The organism is Treponema putidum (assembly GCF_024401155.1).
GTDB classification, from domain to species: domain Bacteria; phylum Spirochaetota; class Spirochaetia; order Treponematales; family Treponemataceae; genus Treponema_B; species Treponema_B putidum.
On sequence record NZ_CP038804.1, the window covers coordinates 1,552,226 to 1,570,903 of the forward strand.

Consider the following 18,678-nt stretch of genomic DNA (forward strand, 5'->3'; position numbering starts at 1 on the left):
GGATGACTGACTCAGGCTGCTTTTATTGCCGTTTTAAACCGGAGGCTTTGGAGGATGTTTTTTTGCATAGATTGTATGAAAAAGATGCTTTAAGCTTAAAATAGGCCGTTTAAATAAAAGCCTCGGCCCTGCATACCGCATTACTTTTTTTATTTTTTCACGCATATCGCTTTTGTAACAATGAATAGGACAGACATTACAAAAAGGTTTTTTTTGGGCTTTTTTTCTGTAAAGACAGGTTTCAATTCTTTTAGATGCATATAAAAAAAGCTCATCAAGCTCATCATCATTCATTTCTCTTCCTTCAAAAGAGCGGTACATATCTATCATAATACCAATGAGCTTTTTTTCTTGTTCTGTTTTATCTTTTTTCAACACAGCCTGAATCTGCTTTTACTGCCGATTTTTCTTCAGCAGGAAGAGTTTTTATTTTAAAGATAAAAACATAATATTTAGCCAAAAAAACGCAGGCTATTAAAATTCGGGCGTATGGTTTAGCCGAAAAATAAAAGGCGGTAGCAAGCATGATTGAAGCAAAAGATAAAATAATAATCTTATTTTTTAAGCTGATGCCTTTTTTTTCATAAAAACTTTGAATGTATTTTTTATGAAAAGACGTGCCCATAAACCATTTTTTTAACCTTTCCGAGCCCTTTGCAAAGCACACAAGGGTTACCATAAAAAACGGCGTTGTCGGTAAAATAGGCATGATAATACCTATAATTCCCAGAACAAAACAAATGAAGCCTAAAATAATCCAAATGATATTTATCACTTTCATAGTATAAACCTTTAGTAAGAGATAATTTACATTTTTTTTAATTTTTATTCAAGAGGCACGTAATTGCCCGCCTCCTGTAGGCTAATTTTTAAATATGCGAGGCGAGTACTAGGAGCCGATAAAAATTAACCGGACGCTTGACAAAGAATGCACATCCTGTACATTCTTTGTCTGCGAGTTTATTACATAAACTCGCTTTTGTTTGGAACCGGCAGCATCCGTGCCGCTTTTGATACGTCGAGGATTAATTTTTATTCGAGCGACAACGTAATCGCCCGCATATTTAAAAATTAATTACTCAGCCATATGCTTATACCTATTATACCGATCCTTAGCATCTTCCTCGGCACGCTTAAATAGGACTTCGGCAACATCGGGGAAGGTCTTTTTAAGCGAGGTGTAGCGGACTTCGGAGTTGATAAAGTCTTGGAATGAAGCTGTCGGCTCCTTGCTGTCAAGCTGGAAGGGATTTTTACTTTCAGCTCTTAAGCGGGGATCAAAGCGGTATAGATGCCAATAACCGGCCTCAACAGCTTTTTTCTCCTGTTCAACACTTCTGCTCATTCCGGAGCGAAGTCCGTGATTGATACATGGGGCGTAACAGATAACAATAGAAGGTCCGTCATAGCTTTCAGCTTCTTTTACAGCCTTTACAAACTGGCTCATATTGGAACCTAAGGCAACTTGAGCTACATAGACATAGCCGTAGGTCATAAGCATTGCACCCAAATCCTTTTTGCGGATACGTTTTCCGCCTGCCGCAAATTTGGCAACAGCTGCCGTCGGAGTCGACTTTGAGGACTGACCTCCGGTATTGGAATAAACTTCCGTATCGAATACGAGGATGTTAAAGTCCTCGCCCGAAGCCATCGTGTGATCAAGACCGCCGTAACCGATATCGTAGGCCCATCCGTCTCCTCCGAATGACCAGACGCTCTTTTTGACTATAAAATCCTTCAGCTTGTAGATATATTCCAAGAGCCTGTCCGCTTCAATATTTCCCGTATTATATTTGAAGGTATGGCTTTCGGGAACCGGAAGATAGTCGGCAGCATCCGTATTCTTTACAGCCGTATTTCTAGGAGGCTGATGAGCATCGAAGAGAGCCTTAATCTTATCGCAGGTTGCGGTATTGGCTTCAACATCTTTTTTATTTTCAATCCATTCTTTAAAGAGAGGAGTAAAATCGGTTCCGACATTGAGCTCGATGAATTTTTTCATATAGTCTTCAGCCTGTTCCCTCAACTTGCGCGTACCTAGGGCCATTCCATAGCCGTAGTTTGCGTTATCCTCAAAAAGGGAGCTTGCCCAAGTAGGACCCTTTCCTTTTTCGTTATAGGTAAAGCCGGCAGTAGGATAAGAGCCGCCCCATATTGAAGAACAACCTGAAGCGTTTGCTATCATCATGCGGTCTCCGAAAAGACGGGTAACAAGGGTTGCATAGGCAGTCTCACCGCAGCCTGCACATGCTCCGTGGAATTCCAAGAGAGGCTGTTTAAACTGGCTTCCCTTAACGGAGAACTGATCCATAAGACCGTGCTTTGTAGAAACATTATCAACTGCATAATCCCAGTTTTTGCTTTGAGCTTCTTCTTCGGCCAAGGGCTTCATAACAAGGGCCTTATTCTTTGCAGGACAAATATTTGCACAGTTTGAACAGCCCGTACAATCCATAACCGAAACCTGCATCCTGTACTCAAGCCCTTCAAGGCCTTTTCCGTTGGCCTTTATAGTTTCAAAGCCTTCAGGTTTAGCAGCCCTTTCTTTTTCATTAAGAAGGAAGGGGCGGATTGTAGCATGAGGACATACAAAAGAACACTGGTTACACTGAATACAATTTTCTTTTATCCAATGCGGAACTTCAACTGCAACACCACGCTTTTCGTATCGGCTGGTACAGTTAGGCATTCTTCCGTCTTCAACACCTTTAAAAGTACTTACTTTTAGAGCATCGCCTTCCTGTCTATTGATAGGAATCAAAACATTGCGTACATAGGGCGGCAGGTGAGCATTAGAGATGCGTGAATCCTCTGCATTTGCCCAAGCAGCAGGAACGGCAACCTTGTGAAGAGAGTTTACACCCTTTTCTACTGCGGCATAGTTCATATTTACGATGTCTTCACCCTTTTTGCCGTAATCCCTGACTATGGATTTTTTTAAGCTGTCAACGGCTTCTTCAATAGGAATAATTTCTGCAAGTTTAAAAAAGGCAGACTGCATAATCATATTGATTCTTCCGCCGAGGCCTATCTCCTGAGCAATACCTGTAGCATTGATTGTATAAAATTTTATCTCATTTTTTGCAATAAAACGCTTCATTTCTCCCGGAAGGTTGTCTTCCAATTCTTCGTCAGACCAAAGACAATTAAGAAGGAAAGTACCGCCTTTTTTTAAGCCCTTCAATAAATCATATTGATGAACATAGGACTGCTTTGAGCAGGAAATAAAATCGGCATCGCTTATAAGGTATGTGGATTTTATCGGCTGTTTTCCGAAGCGGAGGTGAGAAATGGTTACGCCTCCGGACTTTTTACTGTCATAAGCAAAATAGGCTTGGGCATACATACCTGTGCTGTCGCCTATAATCTTGATAGCGCTCTTATTTGCTCCGACCGTTCCGTCCGAGCCGAATCCCCAGAATTTACATCTGATTGTTCCTGAAGGTTCGGTCTTAATTTCATCTAAAATAGGAAGACTTAAATTGGTTATATCATCTTCAATTCCTACGGTAAAATTGTTTTTAGGAGCATCGGCTTTAAGATTGTCGAACACGGCCTTTACCATTGACGGCGTAGTATCTTTAGAAGCAAGTCCGTATCTTCCGCCTACTATTAAAGGTTTATTGGGCACATCAATGTAAGCACCGAGTATGTCCAAATGAAGGGGTTCGTAAAGGGCCCCCTTCTCTTTTGTTCGGTCAAGAACGGCAATCTTTTTAACCGTCTTGGGCATTACATCAAAAAGGTATTTGGGCGAGAAAGGACGGTAAAGTCTTACCTTTATAAGGCCGACCTTTTCTCCCTTGGAAACAAGGTAGTCAACCGTTTCTTCGGCTGTCTCGGTTATAGACCCCATAGCAATGATTACACGTTCTGCATCGGGTGCTCCATGATAGTCGAAGGGGCGATATGTTCTTCCCGTCAATGCCGAAATTTGCTTCATATAATCGGCAACTATTTCTACAACATCGGTATAGAATTTATTGGAGGCTTCTGCAGCCTGAAAATAAACATCGGGGTTTTGGGCGGTACCCTTGGTAAATGGGTGTTCAGGATTCATTGCCGTGGTGCGCCAATCGTTTAGAGCCTTCCAATCAAGCATCTTTGCAAAGTCTTCATAGTCGATGAGCTCAACATTTTGAAGTTCATGACTTGTTCTAAAACCGTCAAAGAAGTGCAGGAAAGGGACTCTTCCCTTTATTGCGGCAAGGTGGGCAATACCGCCGAGGTCGATAATTTCCTGTACCGAACCGGAGGCGAGCATACCGAAACCTGTTTGGCGGCAGGCCATAACGTCTTGATGATCGCCGAAAATAGAAAGGGCGTGGGCCGAAAGGGCTCTAGCCGATACATGTAAGACTCCCGGTAAAAGCTCACCTGACATCTTGTACATGTTGGGTATCATAAGTAAAAGCCCTTGACTGGCCGTAAAACTTGAAGCTAAGGCTCCGGCAGAAAGGGCACCGTGCATTGAGCCGGCGGCTCCTGCCTCGGATTCCAATTCCGAAACAAGAACAGTCTGACCGAAAATGTTTTTTCTTCCGTTGGCAGCCCATGAGTCAACCAACTCGGCCATATCTGAGGATGGCGTAATCGGATAAATGGCAGCTACATCGGTAAAGGCGTAGGCTACATAAGAAGCCGCATTATTACCGGTCATTGTTTGAGTTTTCTTTTGCATACTCTTTTTTCTCCTTGGTATGTAATATTGTTTCCAGCATTTTTTCTGCCGGGTCTATAATTCTAATTGAAGTATGTTTTTGAAGTTCATTTTTTATATATGGAAAATGGGTGCAGCCTAATATCAGGCTGTCTATTTTATAATCGTTTATCTCGATATTTTCAAGGTAGGATAAAAGGCCTTTAAGGTTTAAAAGCCTTACTATTTCAGCCGGAATAAGCCCCTTTTCAATGAGCTGTACTATACTCATATTCCCTATAGGAATGGTATTTTTTTCTCGGTTATATTTTTGAATAATTTTATCGATTGTGTATGCGGCTAATCCGTTTGCAGCTAAAATAGCTATGTTTTTACAATCTTTAGGAAGATTTTTATATGTATCAAGCGGGCTAAAAATTTGAATGTTTAAAAGTTTTTGTATTTTTTCGTAATCTATGGCAGAGCTTAAAGAATTGCAATATATGACAATAACATCAATGCCCTTTTTTATAGCCTCATTTGATTTTGTGATAAAAAAATTTTCAAGGGCTTCTTGCGAGAAATATTGTAATTGTGACTGTTCCTCACAGGTACTCGACATAGGAACCGCAAAAGCTTCTATGCCTCTTCTTTCCAGAAGTTCAACTCCCATTCGGGTATCTACTGCAGTTCCGGCAAATACGGCTGCTTTCAAAAAACAAGATCCTCCATAATCTTTACAGAATGAACACCTCTAAAACCCAACAAAATTTTAGAGGTGTTTTTGAGATTTATTTAACAAGTTTATCTAAGGCTTGTTTTAAATCGGCAATAATGTCTTCCGCATCTTCAAGACCTACAGAAAGGCGTACCAAACCTTCGGCAATATCCGAAGCAGCTCTTTCTTCAGGGGTATACGGAGAGTGAGTCATACTTGCAGGATGCTGAATAAGAGTTTCGGCATCGCCTAAGCTTACTGCAATGGTTGCAAATTTAACCGAGTTTATAAGAGTTTTACCGGCTTCTAAGCCGCCCTTAACGGTAAAGGCAATCATAGCTCCGCAAAGTTTCATCTGTTTTTTTGCAAGTTCATATTGCGGGAAGGATTTAAGGCCCGGGAAAGCGATGGATTCAACAGCCGGGTGTTTTTCCAAGAACTCTGCAACTTTTTGAGCGTTGGCGCAGTGCTTTTCCATGCGGATATCGAGTGTTTTCATACCTCGGCCTATCAAGTAGGCTTCAAAGGGCCCCAATGTAGAACCAGTCATATCTTTAACACCTACAAAACGTACCTGATCGATGAATTCTTTTTTTCCGACAACAAAACCTGCAATAACATCTCCATGTCCGTTTAGGTATTTTGTTGCAGAATGTAGAACGACGTCTGCACCTAAATCAAGAGGGCGCTGAAGATAGGGCGTCATATAGGTATTATCTACTATTACCTTACATTCGGGATTATGAGCATGAGCAATTTTGCTTATTTCTGCGATGTCACTAAGATACATGTTAGGATTAGCCGGTGTTTCCAAATAAACGATTTTTGTATTCGGTTTTAAAGCTTTTTTTACGTTTTCAGGATTTCTAGTATCGACAAAGCTTACCTCAACACCGAAGCGTGTTAGACCATGATTTAAAAATGCAAAGGTACAGCCGTAAAGAGTCTTTCCGGCAACAATATGATCACCTGCATTTACAATTGACCAAATACATGAGGTAACGGCACCTATACCGGAACTTGCAGACATACAAGCTTCCCCGTTCTCAAGGCAGGCAAGTTTTTCTTCAACAACCGTAGTCGTAGGGTTACCCAATCGAGTGTAAATATAACCCTCTTCCTCTAAGGCAAATCTGCGGCCTCCCTGTTCAGCCGAATCAAACGCAAATGTTGAAGTTTGATAAATAGGTGTAGCTAAAGCACCGTACTTGTTCTTAATGCTTCCTGCATGAATCTGTTTTGAAGCAAATCCCAATTTGTCCAATTCTTTTCTGTTCATATATCTTCCTCCAAATGAAATATACGCTATGGAAGTATTATAAGCCATTTATTATATTATTGCAAGTAAAAAAAATTGAAAAATTGAAATTTTTTAGGAAACAAATATATGACACTCATACTTGATTTCATTACTATCTTAGTATATCATAATATTAAAAAAAAATCCATGTTAAAGATTAGGAAGGGATTATGTCTAATAAACTGAAATCATATTTATATGCTATTGCCGCCATTATTTTTTTCGGCTCCTCTTTTCCGTTTTCAAGATTTTCCTTAACGCATTTCGGGCCGGAAGCCTTGGGTTTTTTAAGATGCTTTTTGGCAAGTCTTGTTCTTTTAATTATGGGAAGGTTTAATAAAATTAGAGCTCCTTTTAAACTTAAGCACATAGGATTATTCTTTTTGGCGGGAGCGCTTGGGTTTGACCTATATCTTATCTTTTTTAATATGGGTATTAGAACAATCACAGCTGCAACCTCAAGCATAATAATCGCTACAACCCCTATAATGACCGCTGCAGCGGCTTCGGTTATTTATGGCGAAAAGATAAGTAAGATCGGAATCATCTCCATTTTGACGGCTTTTTGCGGAGTTTTAGTTATTATATTATGGGAAGGAATTTTGTCGGTAGACATAGGTATTTTGTGGACTGTGGCGGCAGCAGTTTCTTTTTGCGGATATAATATTTTAAGCCGAAAACTTACAAAAATGGGCTATACTTCAATAGAAATTGTAACCTATAGTATGATTTGTGCGTCTATTATTTTATCTCCTTTTTGTATTGACGGTTATAAAGAACTCATTTCTGCCGATTTTAGGTATATAGGAAGTCTTTTATACTTAGGGATTTTTACAAGTGCATTAGGTTATTTTTTCTTTAATAAGGGAATAGAATTTGCCGAAAAAACAAGCGATGTTACAAATTTTATTTTTTTTAATCCCTTGATTGCAAGTATTTTAAGCTATCTAGCCTTAGGCGAAACCTTAAATAAAGGAACGGCAATAGGCGGAACAATAATCATAGCAAGCATCATAATATTTGCTATGAAAGGCACCCCTAAGGGACGCCCCTAAGGGGCCCCCTTAGAAACACCCGTAATGGACACCAGTAATGAGACTTCAAAGTGAATAAAAGAAGAAACCTGCCGATAAATCAACAACCCCGACGCGAGCGTCGGGGTTGTTGTTCTCATAAGGTGGTTGCAGTCGGCTTTAATACCCTTTGTTACGACGCAGAGCGTACGTTGCACAGCAACAGGGTATTAAACCCTCCGCACGAATAAAAAATCCCAAGGCTCTAAGTTTTACCCGAACCTTGGGAAAAATATTTTAAGTTATAAAACTTATTTTGCTTTAACAGCCTTCCATTCTTCAAAATTCCAAGGATGTTTTTTAATATATCCGTCGGCAAATGGGAAGAATATAGAGAGAACCAAGAAAACGCCCAGTAAAAGCTGGTACCACAATAGAGGAATAACACCTACAGGATTTACAAGACCATTTGTAAAGGAGCAGGCTATTAAAAGCTGAGCACCGTAGGGAATTAATCCTTGCATTACACAAGAAAAGGCATCAAGAAGTGAGGCAGATCTTCGAGGATCAACCTTGAATTCTTCACACATTTCTTTTGCAATAGGGCCGTCGATAATAATTGAAACTGTATTGTTTGCCGTTGCAGCATCGGTAAGAAGGGTTAGAGCACCGATACCCAGCTCTGCGGATTTTTTTCCCTTTACCATACCCTTTATTTTTTGTAAAAGCCATTCCATACCGCCTGCCTGACTTACCATATAAGCAAGTCCTCCGGTTAGCATAGAAAGCAAGAATATTTCAAACATTCCGTTAAAGCCGTCATAGATATGGTTTGTCCACTCTAATGGATTAAAAGCTCCGTAAGCCATTCCTATAATACCGGAAAAAATAATTCCGCCTAAAAGAACGGCAAATACGTTAAGACCTGCAATAGCTGCGACCAATACGAAGATATAGGGCAAGACTTTTACGATATTAAATTCCAAAGATTCAATTTGCGGAGGAACGGATGGCCTGCCGAAAATCAATAGGAGGATGATAGTTAAAATTGCGGCCGGTAAGGCTAATGCCATATTAACCCTGAATTTATCCCTCATGTCGACATCTTGTGTTCTTGTAGCTGCAATTGTAGTATCCGAAATAATCGAAAGGTTATCACCGAACATTGCTCCGCCTACCATTGAGGCTATCATAAGAGGCATAGAAATACCTGCTTTTTCTGCAAAACCGACGGCTATAGGACCTACGGCAGCAATAGTACCGACACTTGTTCCTGTTGCAATAGACAAAAAACAGCAGATAATAAAAAGTCCTGCCGTAACAAAATTCGGCGGTATTAGGGTTAAACCTAAATTTACTGTAGAATCAACACCGCCCATCTGCTTTGAAACAACCGAAAAAGCTCCTGCCAAAATATAGATGATGCACATAGTAATGATGTTTGCATCTCCGCAGCCTTTGACCAAAGCGTCGAATTTTTCATTGACTGAACCTTTGTGCATTAAAAAGGCTGCTATAATACCTACAATTACGGCAATAGGGCCCTTAAAGCCGTAAAATCCCATAGGATCGCCTTTTGCTACAAGAGTTACACCGATTCCCAGATAAACGACAACAAAGATAAGAAAGGGAACAAGAGCAACACCATTCGGTTTGAACTTAGATTTTTCCATAAAAATCTCCTCCACAAAATAAAAATTACTTTAAGCTATAAGCACAATATGTATTTATAGCTCAAGTATCCACTAGATTATCTCATAATTTTTTTGACTTGTCAATAAAAAAAAAAAAATATAAATTATAAAAAAAATTATTTATTTATTATTTTTTTTAAACTAAAATAAATCCTTATAGCCGAATTCGGCTGCTTCCATAACAGCCGTAAAGCCGTCCTTATCCCTTGTGTTAATATCAAAGCCGTTTTGTAAATAAGTTGTTATAAGTTTAACATCATTCTTTTTTGCGGCTTTTATAAATTCGGCTATATTCATACTAATCAAACGCCTTTACCCTTGTGCCGGGGAGGACTGCCCTATAAGCATAATCGTACATAGCCTCGACAAAGATTGCCGGTATATAGTATTCTCCTCCGTATGTTACGGTTCCCGTAAACTCAAAGTTCTTTGTGCCGTAGCCGCCTAAGGCAAAATGAGTATAAATATGAGTATCCTTCAAATCTTGAAAGTCATATAGGCGGTTTGTGCTGCGCCTGTCTTCCGAATCCGTATCATCGTCGCCTCCGAGCCTTGTGTTTGTAATTTCCCAGCCTGTCGGAATGGGGATTGAAAGGGTAAGGTTTTCAAGAGTACTTTGGGTCTTATTGTCGACTCTTACCCTCATCTTAAACCTCTGTCCTTTTTTTAGGGTCTCAGGCGAGACTTCTTGATCATCCTCGTTTTGATAGATGACCGAAAGTTTTAAGTTTTCTTCGATGCGGGTTTCGCTTCCCGGATTAAGCCTTCCTGCCGTGTTTATAGCAGCGAAGATAGGTGTATTTCCCGTATTCTTAATTTCCATCTTTTTTGCCGTTTCGGTATTTACCGGAATATTATGGAGTTTTGATGTATTGTTCAATTTGTCCTTGATTACATTTCCTTCGGTTACAATCTCATAGTTTGCACTCTTATTTTTGTCAAAGGCATAGTGAGGGGCAAGGGCTAAAAGAATCCAAGCCGTTTCCTGTGTCGAAAGCCACTCATTGCTTGACGAAATTTTAGCAAGCTTTGAAATAAGGTTTGATGTCCTTGCAGTTTCTCCGACAGTGGTATAAGCATTTAAGATTAAAGCCAAGTCTCTGATATTGGACGAAAAGTTTCCGCCCGTGCTCCTATAAACGGTGGTCGGTTCATACAGTTTTTCGAGCATTGCCTTGGCCGTACTGCTGTGGCCTGCAAGACTATAAGCATTTGCAAGGAAAGCCTTCGATACGGAGTTAAGGTTTTGTTCCATATTTTTTAAACGGTTCATTGCTCCTATATCACTCTTTCCTGCAAGGGCAAGGGTGTATAGGCGGTAGGCCTGAGTTTCCATACCGTCCGCATAGGTGCCTGCCCAATTTTTCGCCATTTCTATCTGATGAGAAAGCCAGCTTTGATAAATGCTGTCATTTACTTCATAACCGGCTTTTTTTGCTTCAACCATAAAGTGGCCTGCATAGTTTGTAGCCCAAGAGCTTTCATATCCGCCGTCAGGCCAATAGCTGAATCCTCCCGATCTAAGCTGATAGTTTATATAGCGGTTTAGAACCGAGTTTACATTACTCTTTGCCTTATCAATCTCGGTTTGGTCTAGGGCCGTTATCGTATTTAGGTATAATTGGGGGAAGGCCTTGGAAGTTATCTGCTCTATACAGCCGTAAGGATAACCCAAAAGATAGGCCAGGCGGTTTTCAAGTCCGAGGGCGGGCATTTGAGAAATTTCTACGCTTAAACTCTTTGTTCCGTTTTCGCCCCTTAGCGGAACGGTTTTAGCAAAGGTTTTTCCGGCTTCAATATTTATAAGCTCGACTGTAGAGTATGGCGTTCCTCTGGAAAGCACATCTATTTCGGTAAAGGCCTTTGCCGTTTTTGAAATGCCTGAGGCCGAGGCTTCCGCCGTGAATTTTGCGATGCCTCCCTTATCAGTTTTTAACCTAAAAAAGACGGAAGAGTCGGAATTTGCCGGGATAGTCAACTCTTTTGTTTCGCTTGAGTTTACGGCTCCCTCGCTTTTTAAAACCACCTTTGCTTTTTTTTCGGAAGAGGTTCCGTTAAAGACTGTTACGGGAACCTCGATTGTTTCTCCTATGCCCATGGTTCGGGGGAGAGTCGGCATTACGATAAGATCGCTTTTTACCTTTACTGTTTCTTCTTTTATACCGTAGGCTCCGTCCTTTCCTGCAACTGCCATAATGCGCAAAGCTCCGATGTACTGCGGAAGATCGAATTCGATTGTCTTCTTTTCCTTTGCTTTGATTTCAAAGGGGCCGAAAAAGTAAACAACGGGTTTAAAACGTTCCGCATTTTTTGAGGTCTTATTGTCTATAAAGCCTCCTCCTCCTACCGAAAGAATCGATTCTATCTTTCCGCTGTAGGCCCCGATTACGTACTTGTAAATATCCCAAGAGGTAATTTGCGAGGACTCTTTTTTATAGAAGCTGTCCCATGGGTTACCGGTATGGAAGGCTGTAAGGCCTAATAGCCCCTCGTCTACTACGGCAACGGTAAAGGTCATGGGTCTTCCCTTTTCTTCGCTTACCGTAAACGAAACCTTGCTGTTAGGTTCAAAACTTTGTTCCGTATTTATGACCGGGTTGAGTCTTGATAATTTGTTTTCTATCATTACAGGAGTTATTCCGTACATTCTTATGGGCAGACTGTTTTTTGTCTGGCTGTGTTCCTGTATTAAACTTACGTGAGCGTAGATGTTCGGAGCCATAGAAGAATCAAGTTTTAATTTGTACGAGAAAATTTTCCCCTTGGATTTTATCCATTCTTGTTTTAAGACTCTGCCGTTTTTTTCGATTGTGATTAGGGCCTTTGCACCCTCATAACCGGGGAAGGTGATTTCGGCAGTATCATCGGCATAGTATTTTGCTTTGTCGGTTGTCAGCATGATGATTGAATCGCTTGACTCATCACTTGTTCTTCGGCTGGCCCATCCTTCCCAGTCAAAGTATACTACCTGAGCTGAGCTGTGCCCTCCGTTCGGATCTGAAACCGTAATCAAATACCTGCCCCAGTCTCCATTTGAAACTTTCATCTTAAGTTCGGCCTTTCCGCCCTTTGCCGAAATATTCCAGTTTTTTATGTGTTGAGTGTATCTTGAATTCGTATAGTTGGCACTTTCTTCGTCTGTTTCCCACCACCAATACCATTCCAGCTTATAGAGGTTTACGGTTAAGTTTACGCCTTCTTTTACGGGATTTCCCTCAGGATCTAAAACCACAAAATTTAGGGTTTGATCCTTATTGGTGTAAAGCATATCTCTATACTCATCATCGCTTTTAGGAATCTGCATTCCGACATAGCGTGAATAGGGCGAATAATCAAAGACCTTGTTTTCCGTAGAAAAGGCACCTGAAGGCTCGTATATTCTTGTTTCAAAAATTGCCCGTAGTTTTCCGGGGGCTCTTGCTTCGGATGAAAGATAAAGATTTATGTCGGCTTTTCCCGAATCATCCAAAGTACCTTCCCAAATTTTATTTGAATCTTGTTGTACGCTAAGCTCGGGATTTATAAAATTGTAGTTTTTATAGTTTTCAAAAGGTGTCCGGTTTAAAACATAGCGGGCTGAAATTTCAGCCTTTAGGCCTGAAGCCTTTGCCCCGTGGAGCCATTCTCCTCCCAGCACGGCCGGATTATAGCCTTCGGAAAAATATTTTGCTTTAGGATCGAGGTTTACAAATAGGCGGTTGGGTACAATGGTCTCAACCTTTATGCTCTTAGACCATGTCTTTCCTCCGGCTGTAACCCTTGCGTACCATGTGCCGGTTTTGTCTTGAACATTGGTTTTAGTGTCAATTCTGTAAAAGCCGTCCACAGAAGAAGTAAAAACCTTAGAATCCGCTTTTTTCCCTAAAGGATCTTCAAGATGGAATTTAACAGGAAAATCTTTTGGGAGGCTTTTTTCCAAATCCTGTAAAATAAATACAAGATGAATATCGTCCCCCGGCCGCCAAACCCCGCGTTCTCCATAAATATAGCCCTTAACTCCTTTTTTTGAAGACTCTCCTTCTACCTGAAAATGACTTGTGGAAAGAATCTCAGAATTAAGGGGAAGCCAGTTTACGTCTCCGCTTTTTTCGGCCCTTATAAGAAAGGCATCGTTTTCGTTTTTGAGCATTAAAAGCCCGTCGCCGTCGGTTTTACCTGATTCCAATTCTTTTTGAGCAAAGTTGAATAAACTTATATTTACACCGCTCATAGGTTCGGCTGTCAATAGATCTGCTGCGCATATATATATATTTCCTTCTCTATCTTTTTTTGCCGATAAGCCTATGTTTGAAACCAAAATTCTTTTTATTGCCATACAGTAATTGCTGTAGGACGGAAGGTAAAAAGCGGGATGATTCGGGTTTTCCCTGTTTGACCAAAATTTATAACGGTCTTCATCTTCTATATCCGAATTATTCCAATAATCGGTTTCGATGTTTGTAAAGTTTTCTATTTCACTTATATCCTTTGGAAACGGAAGATGAGAAAACTCGTTGGTTTTGGAAGGGGATTCATACATGCTGTGCTTTTTTGTAAAACTTGCACGAAGCTGGAACATACCGCCGGGGAATTTTTTTACCAGCTTGCTTATATCGAGGGAGTGTTGAATATAGCGGTTTTTCATCGAACTGTTCCATTCAAAGTCGAAGCTCTGCCGCCAAACGGGTTCTCCTACTCGGTTTAGCTCATAGTCTCCATCTATGTTATTTACCTGAAAAAACTGTGTCATATTTTTATCGTAAATTTGAAAGGCTTCAAGCATGAGGCCGCTGATATTTTTGGTAGAAACAAGGACGGACATTTCCTTTGCCGGAATTATGTTTCCGGCCTTTGTAAAGCTTATTGAGGGTTTTTCCCAAGCAACCGTTACGGAAAAGTCAGCTTCGGTTTCAAGTTTTTTCCCTCTTGAATTTTTTATGCCGGGCAGTACCGATAAGCGCGTATTGTCGGGAAAAGCTCCATTTTGAGCAAAGATTTTAAGCTTGTACCCGTCAATGCCGTATCTAAAGGGAGTTTCAGGAGACGATTCAAGTTTTATAAAACCTCGTAAATCTTGCGAAGGATCAAGGGCATCCGAAAAGTTTACCTGTATTTCGCCTCCCGTTTCTTGCGAAAAAGAAGTTACCTGAAAAACCGACAGGGCTGCCACTGTAAAACTCGTAGAATTTGAGCCTTCTCCTCCGAGAGCTTCCAAATTCCATGATAGGCTCAATTCTTGAACCTGCTTTTTTCTGTTTATTTCTCTTATGCTTATCTTATATTGGTTGGGAGCGGCTCCTTGGCTAACCTTTACGGCAGGGTTTGACTTTGCATTTCCCATCTTTAAATCGGCTGTAAACATTTTTTCTATTGAGTCAAGCGTTTCAGGTATATCGGTTTCGCCTATACCTTCAAATCTAAAAACATCCTCTTTTTTTTCGTCGGGGATTAGTTCACCCGATATAAGTTTAAACTCAGGCTGAGCTATGCTGAATGTAATACTGACTCCCTTTTTCTTTTCGGTGTTTTCGAGAAGGAGTCCTACATCCAATTCCAAGTTAAGATCGGTTTTAAAGCTGTAAGCTGATGAGGGGGTAAAGGTGATTTGATTTTTACCCGCTATCGTCCATTCTCCGGAAGGCTTAGGCGTTAAAATACAAGCCTTTTCAAGATTTTCAGGGTACTTTATTTCTTCCTTAAAAATTACATTGATGGGCTCAAGCCGGTTTAAGGCTCCGTAGCTTATACTTTCAATATCATCCATTGCGTTTTGCAAGGCTTGATCATTTTTTTTACAACCGGTCATAAAAACCGATACCGACAAAACAAGAAATACAGCAGTTAAAAGCTGTTTTGATAATGAGTTTAAACTTTTCATAAACATATATTAGCACAAAATGCAAAAATTTTCAATTGAGGAAAATAGAAAAGGCAAAATTGATTAGGGGAAAAAGGACAACCCGACAGAACAGGTTTGCCTTGAAGCTGCGCCGGCTGTACCTTTCCTCCCCTAAAACAACTCCTTCCTTTACCTCGAAGCTATGCTGGTTGTTCCCGTCTGCCAAAGGGGATACCCCTTTGGAAACCCCGAACTGTTACAAAGGTTCTTAAAAAATTCCTTTGCGGTCGCTGCGGTTAAATTATCTGCCTAAATGCGATATCTTGACATTTTAAAGGTTTTAGCCTATACTCATTTTTATGGTTAAACAGCTTTTTTGCATAACATTAAATTTTTCTCTTTCCCTTATCCTGGCTTGTAATGCGTTAAAAAATGTTAGCCTAAGTTTACCTCCCCATTTTCTCTATTAAGTAAAATATCTCTAATTAAAGCTAGTAATATTTATTTTTCTCAATTTATAAACCGCAGGGCTGAATTTATTCGGCTTTGCGGTTTTTTGTATAAATTTATCCTATCTAAAAGGAGGGAGACTGCTATGATTTGGAAATAAAGGGATTAAGGTGCAAGATAAATTGAAAAAACGGGAGCTCTTATCCTTTGGGATAAGTGTGGAATAATAAAATTTAAATTAAACATACCGTAAAGTACGGGAAAGGAGACTTTGATGAAGCATGTAAAAATATACTGGGAAGAAATCGATTCGTTTAGTATAGATGAGCTGGACAATTATTCTAACTTAGAAGAAAAATTAAAAGAAATTGTTGATGATAGTGATAGAGAAATTCTCGATAAAAACGGTTTATATGCAATTATTGCAGATAATAAGCAAATACTATACATAGGTGAAACCCATGAGCAAACAATAGGAGCAAGATTGGTTGGAGATCATTCTAGTTATGAAGATATACTTAATAATTTAGATGACTATGAGTATATATCTGTATTTGCAGGTGAAGTTATTTCTGTTTCAGGAGATGATGATATGGAAACACTAATTAAAGATGCCGAAGCCTGTTTGATTTATAAAATACAACCTGAGTTTAATGAGAAAAATAAAGATACTTGTAAAAATGAGATTGAGATCATAAATAGGGGATATTTCCCTTGGAGGAATATCTATAGTTGTGATGGCGATGAAGATGATTAACAGATAAAATTATATATGTTGATATTTCAAGGTAGTAAATAAGCCTTTGGATATACAAAAATTAAATTATTTAAAGGAGAAGTTAGCTATGAAAAAAACTAATTTCAAACTTAAGACTAAGGTCTTAAATCGGGCAGTATCAATTACTGCATTGTTGTTGGCTGCGGGAGTCTTATTAACAGGCTGTCCGCAAAAAGTAAAGGAAAAGCCCAAGCCTGTTCCTCCTATTGATAAGTCTTACACTGTAAGTTCAGTCGAATTTACCATGAAAGGTATAGCCGCTGTGGATGCCCAGTTGGGCGATAATGCTTACAGTGATAACAAGCCTCATACCGTAAGTTTAAGTGCCTATCTTATAGGGGAGACTGAGGTAACGCAGGAGCTGTGGGAAAAGGTGATGGGCACTAATCCGAGCTACTTTGATGGGAGTTCCGGCAAAAAACCTGATGAAGGCGAAGAACAGGGAAAGCGTCCTGTAGAGCAGGTAAACTGGTATGAGTGTATAGCGTTCTGCAATGAGCTTACCAAAAAGGTAGCGGAATTGGGAGAAAGCCAGTGCGTGTATACGGTTGAAGGGCATACCTACGGCACAGCTGACGCAGAGGCAAAAAAAGTACCTGACATGGATATGAACAAAAAAGGATTCCGTTTGCCGACTGAAGCGGAATGGGAATGGGCAGCGAAAGGAGAAACTGATTATAAATGGGCAGGAGCAAATACCGAGACTGAACTTAAAAACTATGCTTGGTACAGTTCAAACAGCGGAAGTAAAACCCATGAGGTAAAGAAAAAGTCTCCTAACGGCTACGGTTTATATGACATGAGCGGGAACATCTTTGAATGGTGCTGGGATTGGTATGTCACTTTGCCGGCTTCGCCGGGGGCGGACTATGCGGGGCCCACGTCAGGCACTCGCCGTGTTTGGCGCGGCGGCTGGAACAATGGCGCGGGGAACTGCGCTGTGGGCCTACGGAGCCACAAAAGTCCTGTCGACAGGGGCAGCATTGTTGGCTTCCGCTTGGCTTGCCGGCCTTGAGTCGATAAAAAATGTACATCCTGTACATTTTTTATCTTAGAGTTTTGCCTGACAGCAAAACTCTCGAAGCTGTAACCACCGCCATGCGTGGCGGTGGTGGATTAACTATTTAAGTTTTCTAAACCGTCCATTGGGCGGTTTTGAAAAACAATTAAGTATTAAAATTCCGCTATGGATGGTGATAGTTAGCTCTTAGAACAGCACACTTTCCACATATTGAAGATTAGCGAAACAATTTTAAGTAGAGACAAGGCCGCCCCGTCAGGTTTACGCCTATCCCCTAATCTACAGTTTCTCAATCTCTGATTCGGGAAGGCCTGTTATTTCTTTAATTAAAGCTATATCGAAGTTTTTTTGTTTCATAAGTTTTGCTGTCTCCCGCTTAACACTATCTTTAATATCCATCTCAAAAGTTGACATTAATCTATATTCTTGCCTTGCTTGTTCATTTTGTTTTACTGTTTGTATCATAGCCTCTATCTCCCTTGTAAATTCACTCTTTACTTTACCTGTTTTAAGGTATTCTAAAAATTCCTTTAATTCTTTGTCTTCGGCATTTTCAAAAGCCTCTGAGTTTATTATAATCTTTTTTGTTCCATCTTGTAAAGATGTGTTTTTATCTTCAATACAGATGTTTTCAAAGGTATAAACAGATTTGTTTTTACCGATAGCATCAAAAGTGCAAATAAAAATTATAAAGCTGTCATTTAAATTATTATAGGAATTTCCCTTATCCAAGAACGAGATATCAATAGCTGCTTGGTAAAACCTCATTCTTTTGGGTATATTCTTCTCGTTGCTTACCTGCATTTCGACATCGTAAAATTTACCGTTTTCTGTCTGTACCAGAACATCAAATCTTATCGATTTAGCCTGTTCATAAGTGCTAATACTGTGCTGTACCGAAATATATGCAATTTTGCCTATTGTATCAGATAATATCATTTCAATAAGTGCTTTACATAAACTTTCATTTTGCATAACTTTACAAAACATAAAATCGTCGATAAATGTTAAATCTTCAAACTTCTTAATCATTTTTTTTATTTTCTTCCTCCTCATTATATTTATAGAAAATATTTAAAAGAAATAGTAAAATATAAAAAGGTTTTTATAAATTGGATTAAATTGTGAAAATCAGACTCTGGATGTACATTTTTAATCGCCCCCCTTGTCTTTCTCCTCTAAAAGTGCTATAAAATAAGGACTCAAGCCAAGGTTATACGATTATGGAAAGGTTAAAAAAAGCACCT

Annotated in this window: 12 protein-coding genes; 3 read left to right on the forward strand and 9 right to left on the reverse strand. The window is 39.8% G+C overall.

Translation table 11 applies throughout. The features are described 5' to 3' along the window. Positions 1–33 precede the first annotated feature (33 nt). The 5 genes from E4N74_RS07305 to megL form a co-directional block, all read right to left on the reverse strand. Positions 34–387, reverse strand: a complete 354-nt coding sequence (locus tag E4N74_RS07305; RefSeq protein ID WP_044977310.1) for a nitrous oxide-stimulated promoter family protein — start codon at positions 385–387, stop codon at positions 34–36. Further along, entirely contained in the window at positions 362–781 is a 420-nt protein-coding gene (locus E4N74_RS07310) for a YbaN family protein (RefSeq protein WP_255817131.1), read from the reverse strand. Before E4N74_RS07310 ends, E4N74_RS07305 begins: the two co-directional genes overlap by 26 nt. A 294-nt stretch (positions 782–1,075) precedes the next feature. Further along, positions 1,076–4,681 (reverse strand): pyruvate:ferredoxin (flavodoxin) oxidoreductase, encoded by a 3,606-nt coding sequence (gene nifJ, locus E4N74_RS07315; RefSeq protein WP_255817132.1) that lies wholly within the window; start codon positions 4,679–4,681, stop codon positions 1,076–1,078. Next, a complete protein-coding gene (locus E4N74_RS07320) occupies positions 4,650–5,354 on the reverse strand; it encodes an aspartate/glutamate racemase family protein (RefSeq protein ID WP_044977314.1) in 705 nt (234 codons plus the stop codon). Before E4N74_RS07320 ends, nifJ begins: the two co-directional genes overlap by 32 nt. Before the next feature lie 76 nt (positions 5,355–5,430). Next, positions 5,431–6,636, reverse strand: coding sequence for a methionine gamma-lyase (megL, locus tag E4N74_RS07325; protein WP_044977315.1), 1,206 nt, complete (start codon positions 6,634–6,636; stop codon positions 5,431–5,433). 191 nt (positions 6,637–6,827) lie between these two features. Between megL and E4N74_RS07330 the strand changes: the two genes are divergently transcribed. Continuing rightward, the gene (locus E4N74_RS07330; RefSeq protein WP_044977316.1) at positions 6,828–7,712 is read left to right on the forward strand and encodes a DMT family transporter; all 885 of its coding nucleotides are present in this window, start codon (positions 6,828–6,830) and stop codon (positions 7,710–7,712) included. 269 nt (positions 7,713–7,981) lie between these two features. Here E4N74_RS07330 and E4N74_RS07335 read toward each other — a convergent pair whose 3' ends face one another. The 3 genes from E4N74_RS07335 to E4N74_RS07345 form a co-directional block, all read right to left on the reverse strand. Next, entirely contained in the window at positions 7,982–9,343 is a 1,362-nt protein-coding gene (locus tag E4N74_RS07335) for a Na+/H+ antiporter NhaC family protein (RefSeq protein WP_044977317.1), read from the reverse strand. A 162-nt stretch (positions 9,344–9,505) separates the two neighbouring features. Then, positions 9,506–9,661 (reverse strand): ankyrin repeat domain-containing protein, encoded by a 156-nt coding sequence (locus tag E4N74_RS07340; RefSeq protein WP_044979639.1) that lies wholly within the window; start codon positions 9,659–9,661, stop codon positions 9,506–9,508. Position 9,662: 1 nt separating this feature from the next. Beyond that, complete coding sequence (locus E4N74_RS07345) at positions 9,663–15,221, reverse strand: alpha-2-macroglobulin family protein (RefSeq protein ID WP_255817133.1); 5,559 nt, start codon at positions 15,219–15,221, stop codon at positions 9,663–9,665. Between the two features lie 685 nt (positions 15,222–15,906). Here E4N74_RS07345 and E4N74_RS07350 point away from each other — a divergent pair. Continuing rightward, positions 15,907–16,389 carry a hypothetical protein gene (locus E4N74_RS07350; protein WP_044977319.1) on the forward strand — a complete coding sequence of 161 codons (483 nt, stop codon included), beginning with the start codon at positions 15,907–15,909 and terminating at the stop codon, positions 16,387–16,389. Positions 16,390–16,477: 88 nt separating this feature from the next. Next, positions 16,478–17,425, forward strand: coding sequence for a formylglycine-generating enzyme family protein (locus E4N74_RS07355; RefSeq protein ID WP_255804802.1), 948 nt, complete (start codon positions 16,478–16,480; stop codon positions 17,423–17,425). A 285-nt stretch (positions 17,426–17,710) separates the two neighbouring features. Here E4N74_RS07355 and E4N74_RS07360 read toward each other — a convergent pair whose 3' ends face one another. After that, positions 17,711–18,463, reverse strand: a complete 753-nt coding sequence (locus E4N74_RS07360) for an Rpn family recombination-promoting nuclease/putative transposase (protein ID WP_044977323.1) — start codon at positions 18,461–18,463, stop codon at positions 17,711–17,713. Positions 18,464–18,678 lie beyond the last annotated feature (215 nt).